At 37.0% G+C, this 15237-nt stretch carries 15 protein-coding genes; 7 read left to right on the forward strand and 8 right to left on the reverse strand.

All coding sequences use genetic code 11. The features are described 5' to 3' along the window. The first annotated feature begins 26 nt into the window (after positions 1–26). The 3 genes from EJ994_RS06060 to EJ994_RS06070 are packed head-to-tail and all read left to right on the forward strand — an operon-like array spanning position 27 to position 2286. Complete coding sequence (locus EJ994_RS06060) at positions 27–1286, forward strand: dihydroorotase (protein WP_126591648.1); 1260 nt, start codon at positions 27–29, stop codon at positions 1284–1286. Between the two features lies 1 nt (position 1287). Next, positions 1288–1617: a hypothetical protein gene (locus EJ994_RS06065; RefSeq protein ID WP_099574743.1), complete on the forward strand. Its 330-nt coding sequence runs from the start codon at positions 1288–1290 to the stop codon at positions 1615–1617. Between the two features lie 9 nt (positions 1618–1626). Next, a complete protein-coding gene (locus EJ994_RS06070) occupies positions 1627–2286 on the forward strand; it encodes an alpha/beta hydrolase (RefSeq protein WP_126591649.1) in 660 nt (219 codons plus the stop codon). On the opposite strand, the gene EJ994_RS06075 is transcribed toward EJ994_RS06070, so the two are convergent. Next, positions 2283–2777: a hydrolase gene (locus EJ994_RS06075; protein WP_126591650.1), complete on the reverse strand. Its 495-nt coding sequence runs from the start codon at positions 2775–2777 to the stop codon at positions 2283–2285. The genes EJ994_RS06070 and EJ994_RS06075 overlap by 4 nt on opposite strands. 3 nt (positions 2778–2780) lie before the next feature. Further along, positions 2781–3557, reverse strand: coding sequence for an MBL fold metallo-hydrolase (locus EJ994_RS06080; protein WP_126591651.1), 777 nt, complete (start codon positions 3555–3557; stop codon positions 2781–2783). A 191-nt stretch (positions 3558–3748) separates the two neighbouring features. Between EJ994_RS06080 and EJ994_RS06085 the strand changes: the two genes are divergently transcribed. Further along, positions 3749–5209, forward strand: coding sequence for a nicotinate-nucleotide adenylyltransferase (locus EJ994_RS06085; RefSeq protein WP_099574750.1), 1461 nt, complete (start codon positions 3749–3751; stop codon positions 5207–5209). 51 nt (positions 5210–5260) lie between these two features. Here the strand turns inward: EJ994_RS06085 and bcp are convergent, their stop codons facing one another. Further along, positions 5261–5713 (reverse strand): thioredoxin-dependent thiol peroxidase, encoded by a 453-nt coding sequence (gene bcp, locus EJ994_RS06090; RefSeq protein ID WP_126591652.1) that lies wholly within the window; start codon positions 5711–5713, stop codon positions 5261–5263. 53 nt (positions 5714–5766) lie between these two features. Here bcp and EJ994_RS06095 point away from each other — a divergent pair, with 53 nt between their 5' ends. Continuing rightward, entirely contained in the window at positions 5767–6432 is a 666-nt protein-coding gene (locus EJ994_RS06095) for an endonuclease III domain-containing protein (RefSeq protein ID WP_126591653.1), read from the forward strand. A 225-nt stretch (positions 6433–6657) separates the two neighbouring features. Here the strand turns inward: EJ994_RS06095 and EJ994_RS06100 are convergent, their stop codons facing one another. The 3 genes from EJ994_RS06100 to EJ994_RS06105 all read right to left on the reverse strand — a co-directional run bounded on the left by EJ994_RS06100 (position 6658) and on the right by EJ994_RS06105 (position 8361). Continuing rightward, complete coding sequence (locus EJ994_RS06100; RefSeq protein WP_099574754.1) at positions 6658–7239, reverse strand: RNA polymerase sigma factor; 582 nt, start codon at positions 7237–7239, stop codon at positions 6658–6660. Between the two features lie 323 nt (positions 7240–7562). Beyond that, positions 7563–7706, reverse strand: a complete 144-nt coding sequence (locus EJ994_RS17410; RefSeq protein WP_164721431.1) for a hypothetical protein — start codon at positions 7704–7706, stop codon at positions 7563–7565. Positions 7707–7779: 73 nt separating this feature from the next. After that, entirely contained in the window at positions 7780–8361 is a 582-nt protein-coding gene (locus EJ994_RS06105) for an RNA polymerase sigma factor (protein WP_126591654.1), read from the reverse strand. Positions 8362–8606: 245 nt separating this feature from the next. On the opposite strand from EJ994_RS06105, the gene uvrA reads away from it, so the two are divergent. After that, positions 8607–11384 (forward strand): excinuclease ABC subunit UvrA, encoded by a 2778-nt coding sequence (uvrA, locus tag EJ994_RS06110; RefSeq protein ID WP_126591655.1) that lies wholly within the window; start codon positions 8607–8609, stop codon positions 11382–11384. 147 nt (positions 11385–11531) lie between these two features. Next, entirely contained in the window at positions 11532–12758 is a 1227-nt protein-coding gene (locus EJ994_RS06115; protein WP_126591656.1) for a hypothetical protein, read from the forward strand. Positions 12759–12926: 168 nt separating this feature from the next. Here EJ994_RS06115 and EJ994_RS06120 read toward each other — a convergent pair whose 3' ends face one another. Both EJ994_RS06120 and EJ994_RS06125 read right to left on the reverse strand, forming a co-directional pair. Beyond that, the gene (locus EJ994_RS06120; RefSeq protein ID WP_126591657.1) at positions 12927–13793 is read right to left on the reverse strand and encodes an RluA family pseudouridine synthase; all 867 of its coding nucleotides are present in this window, start codon (positions 13791–13793) and stop codon (positions 12927–12929) included. Then, on the reverse strand, positions 13794–15224 hold the full coding sequence (locus tag EJ994_RS06125) for a lipopolysaccharide biosynthesis protein (RefSeq protein WP_317128098.1): 1431 nt from the start codon (positions 15222–15224) through the stop codon (positions 13794–13796). Positions 15225–15237: the final 13 nt, after the last annotated feature.

Genomic DNA, 15237 nt, shown 5'->3' on the forward strand with positions numbered 1-15237 from the left:
TTCAAAATGAACGAGCAACTAAGCGCATGAACGTACTCATAAAATCGGCAAAGATTATAAATCCCGGTACAAAGGATATCCACCTTAAGAAAAGGGATATTTTAATTACCAATGGCGTTATACAAAAGATTGCTTCACGGATTGACCCTCCTACAAAAACAAAGGTAGTATCCTATAAAAATCTGCACGTATCATTAGGGTGGTTTGATAGTAGTGTGAGCTTTGGTGAGCCTGGCCATGAAGAGAGAGAGACCATAGTTAATGGTCTGAAGACCGCCGCTAGTAGCGGTTTTACGGATATTATACTGAACCCCACAGGTAATCCTGTTCCAGACAGTAGTTCGGACATTATATTCCTCAAAAATGCTGCGAAGGACGCCCTAACCAGATTGCATCCTTTGGGAAACCTTACCGTGAAAGGCGAAGGTGAAGTCTTAGCGGAGTTGTACGATATGAAGAACGCCGGTGCTGTTGGATTTTACGACTATAAAGCGGCTGTTTCAAACCCAAATTTGCTAAAAATTGCCTTGCAATACGCGCAAAATTTTAACGGAATCGTATGCTCTTTTCCGTTAGATAAAAAAATTGCAGGAAAAGGAATCGTTAACGAAGGGATTACCAGTACAAAGTTGGGTCTAAAAGGCATACCTGCCTTGGCAGAAGAACTTCAGATAGTACGAGATTTGTTCATACTCGAGTATACGGGAGGCAAACTTCACATACCGACCGTTAGCACAGAAAATTCAGTTAAGCTTATCGCATCGGCCAAGAAAAAAGGATTGAACGTGACCTGCAGCGTCGCCATCCATAATCTATTGTTCAAGGATGATAGTTTAATAGATTTTGATACGGATTATAAGGTAATGCCGCCCTTAAGAACAAAAGGAGATAGAAACGCTTTATTGAAAGGGGTAAAGAATGGTACTATCGATTTTGTGACATCGGACCATACGCCATTGAACATAGAACTAAAACAGGTAGAATTTGACAATGCCGCTTTCGGCACCATTGGCCTAGAAAGCTTTTTTGGTTCCTTGCGTACGTTATTTGAACTAGAAGAAGTGATAAAAATTCTTACCAAAGGTCGTTCAGTATTTGGTTTGGACACTCCGGAACTCAAGGAAGGTGCTTTGGCTTGCTTAACTCTTTTTGAACCGGATACCGAATACGAATTTTCTAAGGACCTTATTATGAGCTCCTCAAAGAATAGCATGTTCTTAGGTAAATCAATAAAAGGAAAAGTATTGGGATCTATGGTTGAAGATGCTTTGACATTAAATTTTTAATATGGCTGATTCAAAAAAAGTCGAAGGAAAAACTACGGCCATCGTAGCATACCTAACCATAGTGGGTGCATTAATTGCTCTATCCATGAATTCGGAACCAAAGCATGATTTTGCAAGGTTTCATACGAGGCAAGCCTTTGGGTTGCATTTGCTTTTTATTGCTTTTGGTATTCTCTCCAATAATTGGGGAAACTTATATTCCTTCTTTGGCTTATTTCTTTGCTATTCCATTCTATGGGTATACGGCTTTAGCGGTGTCCTCAGCAATAAAAAATTGGAAGTACCCGTTTTAGGCCCCTATTTTCAGAAATGGTTTACATTTATACAGTAATACAATAAGATGACAACAGCTCCCCTATCTTTAGAACACATCATTAGACCCTCCTCTTTAAAAAGTGAAAAGGCTCCGGTTCTTTTTTTATTACATGGGTATGGAAGTAATGAAGAAGACCTTTTTTCTTTTGCGGAAGAACTGCCTACCGAATTGTGTATTATTTCAGTTAGGGCACCATATACATTACAACCCTTTGGTTATGCGTGGTATGCCATAAATTTTGATGCCCAAAACGGAAAATGGAGCGATGACGAACAGGCCATTGCCTCTAGGGATAAAATACTTGCCTTTGTAGAAGAGGCCTGTAAGACCTATAATCTAGATACACACAATGTTTCCTTATTAGGTTTTAGTCAAGGAACTATTCTAAGCTACGCCGTAGCCCTCTCCTACCCGAAAAAAATTAAAAACGTAATTGCCCTGAGTGGCTATATCAACGAAGGAATTCTAACAGAAGATTATCAAAGCAAAGACCATTCGGGCTTACAGATTTACGCCTCTCACGGTCAAGTAGACCAAGTAATACCAATAGCATGGGCTCAGAAGGCACCAGATGTTCTATCTCAATTAGAAATACCACATGTTTTTGAAGAATTCCCAACAGGACATGGAGTAGCACCACAAAATTTCTATTCCTTTAAAAGTTGGCTAGAAAAAAAGCTCTAATTACTTTTTGTATATAGCAAATGGTCCATTAGCGTAAAATCAACTCCCAAATCATCTTTTAGTTCGTATTTAATAAGAAGTTCACCCCAGTATTTTCCATCGGAAAAATCGGTCAATATCCATTTGTGGTTCAACACTTTTATTTTATTGATTTTAAAATCGCTTTGCATACCGGCATAAGGAATTAAAGGATTATCTCCGGCAGACTCGTTCGTTTCCAACAATTTATCGGCAATATATCCAGCGGGATTTTCAAGCTCTAGATGTTCATAGTATGCCAGCGCATCATCATTGTTTTCCAAAGAAAAGTATTGCATCTCTAAAACACGCAGTTCTGACTGCTGAATGGAATCCTTTAAACCCACAACCTCTTGTTTAAATTTTTCGATGCTCGTATTGTTGGCATCCGCCATTTTACCACTACTTACGAATAGGTAGAGGCATATAAGTGATACAAAAATAAATAGGTAAAGAAAAATTTTACTTTTCATAAATTATAGTTCAATAGTGAGATTATCATAAGCTAAATGTACATTTTCAGGAAGATTTTTTTCTACCTCCGCATGGAAACCCAAAAGATGGCTAATATGTGTAAAGTATGCCTTCTCTGGCTTTACTTTGTTTACAAAATCCAGGGCTTCCTCTAAGTTAAAATGAGATTGATGTGCCTCTATCCGCAGTGCATTGACCACTAAAACTTTTGAGCCAATAATTTTATCCATTTCCTTTTTCTCCATGGATTTTACATCCGTGAGATAGGTAAAATCCCCTATACGATACCCAAAAATCTTCAATCTATTATGTAACGCTTGTATAGGAGTTACCGTCATTCCACCAAGTTCAAAAGTGCTGTTTTTCTTAACGATGTTCACCGTTACTGCCGGTGCACCGGGGTATCTTTCTTTTTTATTAAAAATATAATCAAAACGACGTTTTAAGGCTTTCACCACGCGTTTACGGGCATAAATAGGAATGTCTCCCTGCCTAAAAAAGAATGGTCTAATATCATCTATACCAGCCGTATGGTCGGAGTGTTCATGGGTGAACAAAATACCGTCTAGTTTGGAAACATTATGGGTAAGCATCTGTTGTCTAAAATCTGGTCCACAATCAATAGTGAAATTATAGGTGTCCCATGAAAGTAAAACGGATACCCTAAGTCTTTTATCTTTAGGGTCATTACTTAAGCAAACAGGGTGTTTACTCCCGATTATAGGAATACCCTGCGAAGTTCCGGTACCTAAAAAAGTGATTTTAAGTGTCTCGTTCATCCAAAACAAAGTTAAGTTATATTTGATTATGAGCTACCAAGAATAAATCAAAGCATTAGACGTTTTATAACAGTAATCCCAAGAATATAAAACAAAGGACAGACCCTTAAAACTAATTGCAAATTTTCTTATGGTTTAGGCTGTAGGTAGTTTGTTCTTTTTAACTTTGTTAAAAGCAAATTCATAAAATAATGGCTTCAGTTCTAAAGAGAGATAGTGCCTTTGAAAACATTCCTTCCATAAAGGCAAAAACTTTAAGAATAAACTTAAACCCCGACATTTACGGAACCTTTGCGGAAATTGGTGCAGGCCAAGAGACGGCACGTCATTTTTTTAGATCGGGAGGGGCTTCAGGTACTATTGCCAAAGCCATGAGTGCCTATGATAAGGATTTCAGTGATGCCATATATGGTATAGAAGCGGACGGTAGGTATGTTACCCAGGCACGGCTGAAAACCATGCTCTCTCATGAAATGAATTTGATGGAAGAGCGTATTAGTAGGGAAAAGCATCCGGAAAGACTGTTCTTTTCCTATGCGAACACCGTTGCTACGATTGATTTTTCAAAACGATATAAGGGACACGGTTGGGTAGGTATTCGCTACCAATTAGACCCTAATCAGAAAGAATTCGATGAAATAATCCTTCATATCCGTTTTAAACAGAATGAAGCACGATTACAACAAGAAACTTTAGGGATTTTGGGTGTTAACCTTATTTATGGAGCATTTTACAAGTATCATAAGCCTAAGAAAATGCTTAAATACTTGTACGATCATATCGATAAGGATACCGTAGAAATTGACATGGTCAATTTTAATGGTCCAAGTTTTAAGGATGTAGATAACAGGTTGATGAGTTTACAGCTGATTAGGAACGATATGACCGATGCGGTGATGTTTGGTCCGGATGGTAATAACGTATTACCCGCAGCTGTACTTTACAAAAAGAATATTCTTGCACTTCGTGGTAGTTTTAGGCCCGTTACCAAGGTAAATCTGGATATGTTCGAGAAGTCATATGATATTTTTATTCGTGACCCTCAAGTAGACCAGGACAATAGCATCGTTATTTTTGAAATTACCCTATCCAACCTCAAGGCGTCAGGAGAAATTGATGAGCAGGATTTTATGGACCGTGCAGAACTACTCTGTTCATTGGGACATTCGGTAATGATTTCAAAATTCCAAGAATATTATAAGCTTGTTGAATACCTACATAACTATACTAAAAATAGAATTGGCCTTACCATGGGCGTGAACAATTTGGTAGACATTTTCGATGAGAAATATTATCGCCACTTAAGTGGGGGCATTTTGGAAGCCTTTGGAAAGCTTTTCTTTAAAGATTTACAAGTGTATCTCTATCCTATGAAGAATACCGAAACTGGGCAAGTAATGACCAGTAATAATGTGAAGGTGCATCCACGAATGAAAGAACTTTACAAATTCTTCAAATACAATGGAAAGGTGATGGACATTATTGACTATGAGCCAGAAATAATGCATATTTTCTCTAGGGATGTACTCAAAAGAATCATCAACGGAGAAGATGGTTGGGAGGAGATGTTACCAGAAGGTATTGCTGAAATTATTAAAGAGAAAAAACTCTTCACCAGAAAAGACACGGAACAGATTTCAGAAGCAAAGTAACTAAGTCCGGTAAATTATCAAAGCCCCTTTTAAAGGGGCTTTTTTTATGGGTTACGCTAAAAGTTGTGCAGCGTGGTCTTTGGTTTTCACCTTCTCAATAACCCTGCTCACCTTACCTTCACCATCTACAACAAAGGTCATTCTATGAATACCATCATACTCCCTACCCATGAATTTTTTAGGACCCCAAACTCCAAAAGCATTGATAACGGTATGGTCCTCATCCGCAAGTAATGGGAAAGGAAATTCATACTTATTTCTAAAATTCGCCTGCTTTTTTTGAGAATCCTCACTTACTCCAAGCAACTCATAACCAGCATCTTGCAGCTCTTTATAGTTATCCCTTAAATTACAGGCTTCAGCCGTACAACCTGGAGTATTTGCACGAGGATAGAAAAAAACCACCAAATTTTTACCGGAATAATCAGATAAATGTATAGTATTGCCATCTTGATCGGTGCTCGAAAATGCAGGGACTTTATCACCTGCTTTTAATGTTTTCATAGTTATTCTATTATTAATTATGTTTAACAAATAATATGTAAAATTAAACAAATATGACTAAAGCTGAAAAAGTTAATTTTGCGATTACCAAACTACAGGAACTTTACCCCGTAATTCCTGTTCCCTTAGACCATAAGGATCCGTATACATTACTAATTGCAGTTTTAATGTCCGCCCAAAGTACGGATATCCGAGTAAATAAGATAACCCCGTTACTTTTTGAAAAAGCGGATAATCCTTATGATATGGTAAAACTATCCGTTGAGGAAATTAGGGATATCATACGTCCTGTAGGGTTATCACCAATGAAGTCTAAAGGTATTCATGGACTCTCAAAAATTTTAATTGATAAATACGATGGCGAAGTTCCAAGGGATATAGCATTATTAGAAGAATTACCGGCTGTAGGTCATAAAACGGCCAGCGTAGTTGTCTCGCAAGCCTTTGGCATACCTGCTTTTCCAGTAGACACCCACATTCATAGGCTCATGTATAGATGGGGTTTTACCAATGGCAAAAATGTGGTACAAACAGAAAAAGATGCAAAACGGCTATTCCCAAAGGAATTATGGAATGATTTGCATTTACAAATAATTTGGTACGGAAGAGATTACTCTCCCGCGAGAGGTTGGGATTTGAATAATGATATCATTACCAAAACAATAGGAAGAAAAACTGTTTTGGATGACTACTATAAAAAAATAAAGACCCGCAAATAGCGGGTCTTTATTAATTTAAAAAGGTTTCAAACCTCAAATTTTTGTATTCAATGTCATAAAGTGCCTGTGAAAAACTCAATAAAAAATTGATAGTTTTAGGACAAACTTTATTAAACTCGGTCTGTTCTTGATAATTAGAGTAAATTTTTTCCATATTTCCAACGTTGTTACATTTTAAATAACGCAACTAAAAAGGAAATATTGTTTATGTTGTTTTTGAAGAATCTAGTTGGTAAGAACTATATTGTTTTTCTCAATTATCTTTCTAAGGTTAATCAGTGCATATCTCATTCTCCCAAGAGCGGTATTTATACTGACTCCAGTGTTTTCAGAAATTTCTTTAAAGCTCATATCTTTATAGATGCGCATTACTAAAACCTCCTTTTGATCATCCGGTAATTCTTCTACCAAATAACGTAAATCTGTATCTATTTGGTCTTTAATTAGCTGCTTTTCCGCATTTAATTTGTCATCACCGATAACTGAAAAGATATTGAAGTCATCACTTCCTTCAAACATTGGCATTCTTTTGTTCTTTCTAAAGTGATCTATAATTAAGTTGTGCGAGATACGCATTACCCACGGCAAAAATTTACCCTCTTCACTATAAGTACCTTTTTTTAATGTCTTTATAACCTTTATGAAAGTATCTTGAAAAATATCCTCGGTGATATCCCGATCCAAAACTTTAGAATAAATAAAGCTTGTTATACGTTGGTTATGTCTATTAATAAGTACTTCTAGAGCCTTCTCGTCTCCGCTGATGTAATCTCTTACTAATTCTGAGTCTTCAATTTGTAATTTCATATTAGTCATTTTCTTTTGGATTAAAGATTTGGGCATCTTGTTAGTAATTGTAATTAGTTATTTATTTCTGGGATAAAACTATATAAAACCGCTCCTTCTCAAAAAAGTATGTTGTCAAATAGCCTTTTTATGATGTGAAACAACGAAAACCTATTTTTCAATACAATAAATGGATACTTTACTAGTTGCGTGAGAAAGTGGTGACAGAACTTGATTCCAATGGATATGTAGTAAAGAAACAATAGGCGTCAAGTCATTCTTAAAAAAAGAAACCCTAAGGAAAATCCTTAGGGTTATTTATATTGAAGAGATAATTAGTTAATTTAATTCAAGTTGCTTTCAAATTTTATTCCTTTTGCTTCGGTAATTTTCAGCGACTTTGAGTAGTTTAATAAAAATTGTATTGTTTCAGGTTTAGCTTCAACTGATTTAGACTGGTCTTTTTTCTTAGCGTATAATTCTTCCATACTACTTTCGTTTTGGTTCAATTAGAGAACGGCAAGGAAATAAATATAGTAGATCTGCTCGACCTGTGGCCAATTAATTCGTTAAAACAATACTATTTGCTTCAACAAGCTTTCTCAGGTTAATTAAGGCGTAGCGCATTCTTCCAAGTGCGGTATTAATACTAACACCTGTATTATCGGAAATTTCCTTAAAACTCATATCCTTATATATACGCATTTGTAGGACCTCTTGCTGATCTTGTGGCAATTCCTTAATCATCCTAGTCAAATCAGAATCTATTTGGTCTTTTATCAATTGTTTTTCTGCATTGAGGCGTTCGTCTCCCATTAAGGAAAAAATATTAAAACTGTCTGCGCCCTCAAACATGGGCATCCTGTTGTTTTTTCTAAAATGGTCTATAATAAGGTTATGGGCAATACGCATTACCCAAGGCAGAAATTTACCTTCCTCACTGTAGGCACCACGTTTTAAGGTACGTATAACCTTCATAAAAGTATCTTGGAAAATATCCTCCGTTAGTTCGCGATCACCTACTTTGGAATAAATAAATCCCGTGAGCCGGGCATTATGACGTTTGATAAGAACACCAATGGCTCTTTCATTACCGTTTATATATTCTTTAACAAGTTGGGAATCTTCAATTTGTGCTTCCATAGCTTTACTTTTTTGTGGTTAAAAGTTGACCCCAAGTTCAAATGAACAAGGGCCTTGTGGGTTACTATTCTAACTTAAAAAGTAAAGGTGCGCTATAGGCGTATTGAATTTTTATGAATGTCAAAGATAGAAAAAAATAAATATTCCCAAAGAAATGCCAAAAAAATAAGGGGTTTAAAATCCTAAAAGACTTTTACTGGCTATTGAATAGGCCATATTGTATCTTTGCGAACTTAGAGAAAAATATGCCTTCAATTGCTAAAGTAAACCCTAAAGAGAATATCATAATTAAGGGTGCAAAACTGCACAACCTTAAAAATATTGATGTCGTAATACCTAGAAATAAGTTAGTCGTTATTACGGGGTTGTCCGGCTCCGGAAAATCTAGTCTGGCTTTTGATACCCTTTATGCCGAAGGTCAACGACGTTATGTAGAAAGTCTGTCTTCTTATGCCAGACAGTTTTTAGGCAAATTAGATAAACCAAAAGTAGATTATATAAAAGGAATAGCTCCCGCCATTGCCATAGAGCAGAAAGTAAATTCTACCAATCCAAGGTCTACGGTAGGTACGACCACGGAAATTTATGACTACATTAAGTTGCTGTATGCACGGATCGGAAAAACTTTTTCGCCCGTTTCAGGAAATGAAGTAAAGAAGAATACGGTAACGGATGTTATTGAGTACATTAAAAAGTTCCAAGAAAACACCAAACTACTACTTCTTGCTCCAATTGTAATCAGAGAAGATAGAGATACGCTAAAATCCCTTCAATTATTCTCAAAGCAGGGCTATGCGCGCATAAAGTACAAAGGTGAAGTTTTAAGAATAGATAAGGCGCCTGAGAACATTGAAAAAGAATTCGACCTAGTTGTTGACCGTATCATCACTAAAAATGATGAAGATTTTTACAACAGATTAGCAAATGCAGTGGACACTGCGTTTTTTGAAGGTAAGGGACAATGTATTATTGAGAAACTGGAAGATGGAAAACAGCAATTGTTCAGCAACAAATTTGAATTGGACGGGATGCAATTTTTGGAACCGAATGTGCATCTTTTTAGTTTTAACAATCCCTATGGGGCTTGCCCAAAATGCGAAGGCTATGGTGATGTCATAGGAATAGACGCAGACTTGGTGATACCTAATACCGCACTTTCTATCTATGAAAATGCCGTGTTTCCATGGCGCGGCGAAAGTATGAGCTGGTATAGGGACCAGTTGGTAAATTCCGCTTACAAATATAATTTTCCCATTCACAAACCTTGGTTTGAACTGAATGAGGAACAACAGGAATTGGTTTGGAGCGGTAATGATCATTTTATTGGCCTGCATAAATTTTTTGATACACTAGAGGAGAAAAGTTATAAGATACAGAATAGGGTTATGTTGTCCCGCTACCGCGGAAAAACCAAATGTAATATCTGCAACGGTAAGCGCCTAAGACCAGAGACGGATTATGTAAAAGTAGGTGGAAAATCCATATCGCAACTAGTGGGACTATCTATTGAAAAGCTCATTATCTTTTTTAGTAGACTAGAGCTAAGTAAGAATGATGCCCAAATTGCTGACCGTTTGCTTAAAGAAATCAATACACGATTGGGCTTTTTGGACAAAGTAGGATTAAATTATCTGACCTTAAATAGAAAATCCAATACCTTATCCGGGGGAGAAAGTCAACGTATAAATCTGGCCACTTCATTAGGCAGTAGTTTGGTCGGTTCCATGTATATATTGGACGAACCTAGTATCGGGCTTCATCCAAAAGACACCGAAAATCTTATTGAAGTACTTATTTCACTAAGAAATCTTGGTAATACGGTTATCGTGGTCGAACACGACGAGGATATTATGAAAGCCGCAGATGAAGTTATAGATATTGGTCCCGAGGCAGGAACCCATGGTGGTCATATAGTTGCGCAGGGAACCCTTGCCAAGATATTAAAATCTACGTCCCTTACCGCAAGTTATCTTAATGGTACCAAGGTGATAAAAGTTCCGTCCGAGCGACGTACTTCCAAAAATCATATTCAAATCAAAGGCTGCAGGGAACATAACCTCAAAAATATCAATGTCACCTTTCCCCTAGATATGTTAACCGTTGTGACCGGAGTTTCCGGCAGTGGTAAAAGTACCTTAGTAAAAAAGCTGCTCTATCCTATCATTTTAAAAGAAGTTGGTGGTTATGGTGAAAAAGCGGGTCAGTTTACGGCAGTAGAGGGTAAATACAAGCATATTAAACACGTAGAGTTCGTAGACCAAAACCCTATTGGAAGGTCTTCTAGGTCCAATCCGGTTACCTATATAAAGGCATATGACGATATCCGAAATCTGTTTGCGGCACAAAAACTAAGTAAAATCCGGAATTACCAAGCCAAACACTTCTCTTTTAATGTTGATGGTGGCCGATGCGAAAAATGTAAGGGCGAGGGGGAAATCACGGTAGAAATGCAGTTCATGGCCGATGTTCATCTAGAATGTGATACTTGTGGGGGTAAGCGTTTTAAAAAAGATGTTTTGGAAGTAACCTTCAATAATGCAAATATTGATGATGTCCTTAATATGACCATTGATGACGCCATCACCTTTTTTGAAACCGGCGAGCAAACTAAAATTGTAAAGAAACTAAAGCCGTTACAGGACGTAGGTTTGGGCTACGTTACCTTGGGGCAGTCCTCTTCTACCCTATCCGGTGGAGAGGCACAGCGGATAAAATTAGCATCTTTTTTAGTAAAAGGGACTACAAAAGACAAGGCGCTCTTTATTTTTGACGAACCCACAACTGGACTTCATTTTCACGATATCCAAAAACTATTGACCTCTTTTAATGCCCTTATTAAAAAAGGACATTCCATTGTGGTGATAGAACATAATATTGAGCTGATCAAATGTGCGGACTATATTATTGACCTTGGACCTGGAGGTGGCGAAAATGGTGGTCAATTACTGGCAGAAGGTACACCGGAAGAAGTCGCGAAAAATAAAAAATCTTTTACGGCGAAGTATTTAAAGGAGAAATTATAAGAACTGAAATAGTAAAAACCTTAATGTCAATTTAATTTAAGTAATTGATAATTAGATGTTTAAATTTAATTAATATTTTTTGGCACGCTGTTTGGTATTAGGTAAGTGAATGTGAATAATTACATTCTGAATTTAAAACCTTATATCATGAAAAATTTAGTACTCCTTTTTACGGCGATGCTTTTAGGCACCACAGGTGTTGTTGCCAAAAGTACAATAGAAGATAAGGTTGCAACACGCAATGCTTATTATAACAACAACTCTTTCATCTTTGTTGAAAATGGCATTACGTTTTCAGTATTCCCAGATGGTGAATTTGATTTTTATATTGAAAATCAAGTTATAGGCAGAAGAAACGGGATTACATTTAATTCTGGCTTTGATTATAGCCCTTTTGCCCAGTATGATGATTACGGAGCAGTAATACAAGTAGAAAATGTACCCATTTTTTACGATTTCTACGGACGTGTAAATCAAATTGGTGATGTAGATATCCGTTACAGGAACGGAAGAGTTAGAAGATTGGGTGGTATGACCGTATTTTATAATAACAGCGGGTTTTTCAACCATCATGTTGGTTTCATCAACGTATATAACAGACATTATGTTTACCGACCGTTTCATAGATGGTTCGCAAGACCGGCCTTAGGATTTAGCTTTGTGTTGAATAGACCTTATAGAAGATTCTATGCACCAATTAGATATACCTACTATAATCCTTATAGAAACAACTTCAGAAGGTCTTATGTACAGATTGGAAGAGAGCACAGGTATAACAAGGTTCGTAGAGAAAGAGCTAATATCTATAGAAATGACAGGAGAGTTGCGGTACGTGACAACTCGTTCAGAAGCAATAGAAGTGTTGCCAAAAGAAATAATTCCAATAGGGGAAACACCATTTCCAAAAGGAATGATGGTTTAAGAAACGGGAGAAGTGTTGCTTCTAATAGCACCGCACGTTCTAATAGGAACAACAATGTCTCAAGAACTACTTCTACCAGACGAAGTACATCTACGGTAAAACGTGGAAATAACAACGCGGTAAGAGGTAATCAAGGAAGAACGGTTACCAAAAGAGAGGTAACTAGAACTCCTAGAAGTACCACAATAAAAAGAAGTACTACCACGTATAAGAAACCTGTTAGTAGAAGTTCTAACGTACGTAGCACTCAAGGTAGAACACAGAGAAGTGTTGCACAACAAAGAACGCAGCGAAGTTCTAATACTAGAGCTACGAGCAAAGCTCCTTCTAGATCAAGATCTACGGTAAGTAGAAGCACAAGATCAAGGTCAGTGAGTAAAGCTAAAGCTCCTAGCAGAAACACAAGAAGTAACTCAAGGTCCGCTACTACAAGAAATAGTAGAAGACTATAAAAATAGTTTTTAGGTTGGTTAGTTGTTTAGCCCCGTAGTGAAACCATTTCACTGCGGGGCTTTTTTTATGAACTCTATTTTGAGTTTTCAAAATAGCAACTTGAATTAACCCTGAGTACAGAAGAATGTTCCGTTTAAAGCGAATATGGTTTGATCAGTTATTACTTCTCACAAAACAATTTTAAACAACTTCCCGAACTTTTTTGGAAGTCTACATTTAATAATCAATTCTTCTTTTGTGAAAGGATGAACAAACTTGAGCTCGCTGGCATGGAGGTACAAACCCTTTCCCTTTAGAATTAAATCATCGAAAGCGTAGACTGCATCTCCCAAAATAGGATTACCTAGGGTCAAAAGATGCTTACGAAGCTGATGTCTTCTTCCTGTGCTAGGTTTTAGTCTCACTAAGTTTAAGAATTCAAACCTTTCTGATGGTATCACTTGTAGCACTTCAAATTCAGATTCAGCCGCTTTATCGTCTACCGGGTATTGTAGTAGACCCTTTCTTTTCATATCCTTAATGGTAACAGCGTGGTAAACCTTGCTGATTTTCTTTTCTTCAAATAGTTTACTTAAAAGCATAATACTTCTGCTCGTTTTTCCGATTAGCAATAATCCCGTTGTCGGATAATCAAGTCGATGCACTGGTTGCGGCATTACGGCATCGGCTTCTTGGCTGGGCATTAGGTTCTGAGCTAGGGCATTAGCTACCGTTTTAAAACTATTACCGCTCACCAATATCCCCGCAGGTTTATTAATGATAGCCAAGTAATCGTCTTCGTAAACTACCTCTAAATTTAATAGTAACCTCCGCGCTAGACTATTACGACTAGAGGCAAGTAATTCGATTTGCTCCCCGCCCTTGATAAATGTAGCCGTACTTCCAACTGTCTCATTAACTAGAATCAATTCCTTTTTAATCGCTTTTTTTAAAGCTGATTTGGTCACTAATACGTCAAAAATCCCTACACCATATTCTTGTAATCGAACCGGGTTTTCCAAGACAGGTACCGCGTGACTAGCTATTACCAGCATTTATTTTTTAAGAAATTTAGAAAGTATCCCGTAAACATCTTCAGATATCTTAAATCGATATAGAATAAAGGTGTACATAAGAACGAGCAAAGCACTTTTTAAGGCAATATTCAAAATAGGATGAAAAGAAAACTGTAAATAATAAAAGATAGCGCCCAATACAAGCAACAAGGAAAATACCTTTACTGTTTCCCTTGTAAATGGGGAGATTTGAAATTTTAACTTCACGTAATACAGCTTTAGGCAATTGTACACAAAAAAAGCAGAAAAACTGGCTATGGCAGCTCCATTTAAACCATAAGTAGGAATTAACCAAAGATTTAGTCCTATGGCCATAAGGGCCAGTAAAACTCCAAAAAACAATATAGAACGATAGTAGTCCGAATTGTAGAGTATGGAATTATTATTGCCCAGAAGCGCATCAAATACTTTAGCCAGGCCTATCCAAAAAACAATAAAGAACCCTCCGGCATAACCATCTGGCAATAACTTATACAAATCATTTAGATTCAAAATAATAAGAAGAAACAGCAAGCCGGAAATTATAAAAAGGGTCAATGAACTTTTCTGGTACAGCCCTTTTAAGGAGAATACATCGTTTCTATTGAGATATTCCGCCGTCATGGGATAAGTAATTTGATGCATGGCCCTAGCCGGAACCGCTATGGAAACGGCTATAAAACCGGCAACACCATAATAGGCAACATTGGCTATAGGTAAGAAGTTGTTCAACATTACCTTATCTATTTCCATCAATACAATGGCCGTAGAACCACCTAGAATAATCAGCGCACTATACTTTACGATATCTCGCCAATTCCCGGGAATATTCCATATTAACTTTGGCATGTGCAATCGATAGGCGTAGAATTTCATAATAAGCATACGGAGTAAATAACTTACCACTACTGCATTGATAAAGAATTCTATTTCGATATAATCGAAAACGAATAATACAAGAAGTATGGATTGACAAACCCTACAAAAAATCTCCTTCATGAAATTTCCGAAAACAGATTTCATACGAACACGCACCCAGGCATAGAAAACCTCAAAATAAGCCATGGCCAAACCGATAAGAAATATATGCCAGACATAATCTCTGACAACTGGGTTTTCTCTAGCCAACAAACTACCAATGGCTTCGTTGGCAAAAAAACTAAGTAAAGCAATGGGTACGATAAGCACCAATGGTAATAATAACATCATGGTCAAAAAACCATCTTGGGCTCTATTTTCATTGAAGCTACTGTAGAATTTCACTAAACTATTTGGAATTCCGAACGCCAGTATGGGCATGAGCACAGCAGAAACGGACAAGATAACTTGAACGAGCCCATAGTTTTCCGGTTGCATGAATTTCGTATACAAAAACAAAGTGTTCACAGCACCAATACCAAAGCCAATATAAGTGACTATGGTATTGCTCATTGACTGTTTTAAA

Origin of the sequence: Maribacter sp. MJ134 (assembly GCF_003970695.1) — a bacterium.
In the GTDB taxonomy this organism is placed as follows: Bacteria; Bacteroidota; Bacteroidia; order Flavobacteriales; family Flavobacteriaceae; genus Maribacter.

Coding starts and splice junctions, on each gene's coding strand:
- EJ994_RS06060 (WP_126591648.1), top strand. CDS start 27: ATGAACGTACTCATAAAATCGGCAAAGATTATAAATCCCGGTACAAAG.
- EJ994_RS06065 (WP_099574743.1), top strand. CDS start 1,288: ATGGCTGATTCAAAAAAAGTCGAAGGAAAAACTACGGCCATCGTAGCA.
- EJ994_RS06070 (WP_126591649.1), top strand. CDS start 1,627: ATGACAACAGCTCCCCTATCTTTAGAACACATCATTAGACCCTCCTCT.
- EJ994_RS06075 (WP_126591650.1), bottom strand. CDS start 2,777: ATGAAAAGTAAAATTTTTCTTTACCTATTTATTTTTGTATCACTTATA.
- EJ994_RS06080 (WP_126591651.1), bottom strand. CDS start 3,557: ATGAACGAGACACTTAAAATCACTTTTTTAGGTACCGGAACTTCGCAG.
- EJ994_RS06085 (WP_099574750.1), top strand. CDS start 3,749: ATGGCTTCAGTTCTAAAGAGAGATAGTGCCTTTGAAAACATTCCTTCC.
- bcp (WP_126591652.1), bottom strand. CDS start 5,713: ATGAAAACATTAAAAGCAGGTGATAAAGTCCCTGCATTTTCGAGCACC.
- EJ994_RS06095 (WP_126591653.1), top strand. CDS start 5,767: ATGACTAAAGCTGAAAAAGTTAATTTTGCGATTACCAAACTACAGGAA.
- EJ994_RS06100 (WP_099574754.1), bottom strand. CDS start 7,239: ATGAAATTACAAATTGAAGACTCAGAATTAGTAAGAGATTACATCAGC.
- EJ994_RS17410 (WP_164721431.1), bottom strand. CDS start 7,706: ATGGAAGAATTATACGCTAAGAAAAAAGACCAGTCTAAATCAGTTGAA.
- EJ994_RS06105 (WP_126591654.1), bottom strand. CDS start 8,361: ATGGAAGCACAAATTGAAGATTCCCAACTTGTTAAAGAATATATAAAC.
- uvrA (WP_126591655.1), top strand. CDS start 8,607: ATGCCTTCAATTGCTAAAGTAAACCCTAAAGAGAATATCATAATTAAG.
- EJ994_RS06115 (WP_126591656.1), top strand. CDS start 11,532: ATGAAAAATTTAGTACTCCTTTTTACGGCGATGCTTTTAGGCACCACA.
- EJ994_RS06120 (WP_126591657.1), bottom strand. CDS start 13,793: ATGCTGGTAATAGCTAGTCACGCGGTACCTGTCTTGGAAAACCCGGTT.
- EJ994_RS06125 (WP_317128098.1), bottom strand. CDS start 15,224: ATGAGCAATACCATAGTCACTTATATTGGCTTTGGTATTGGTGCTGTG.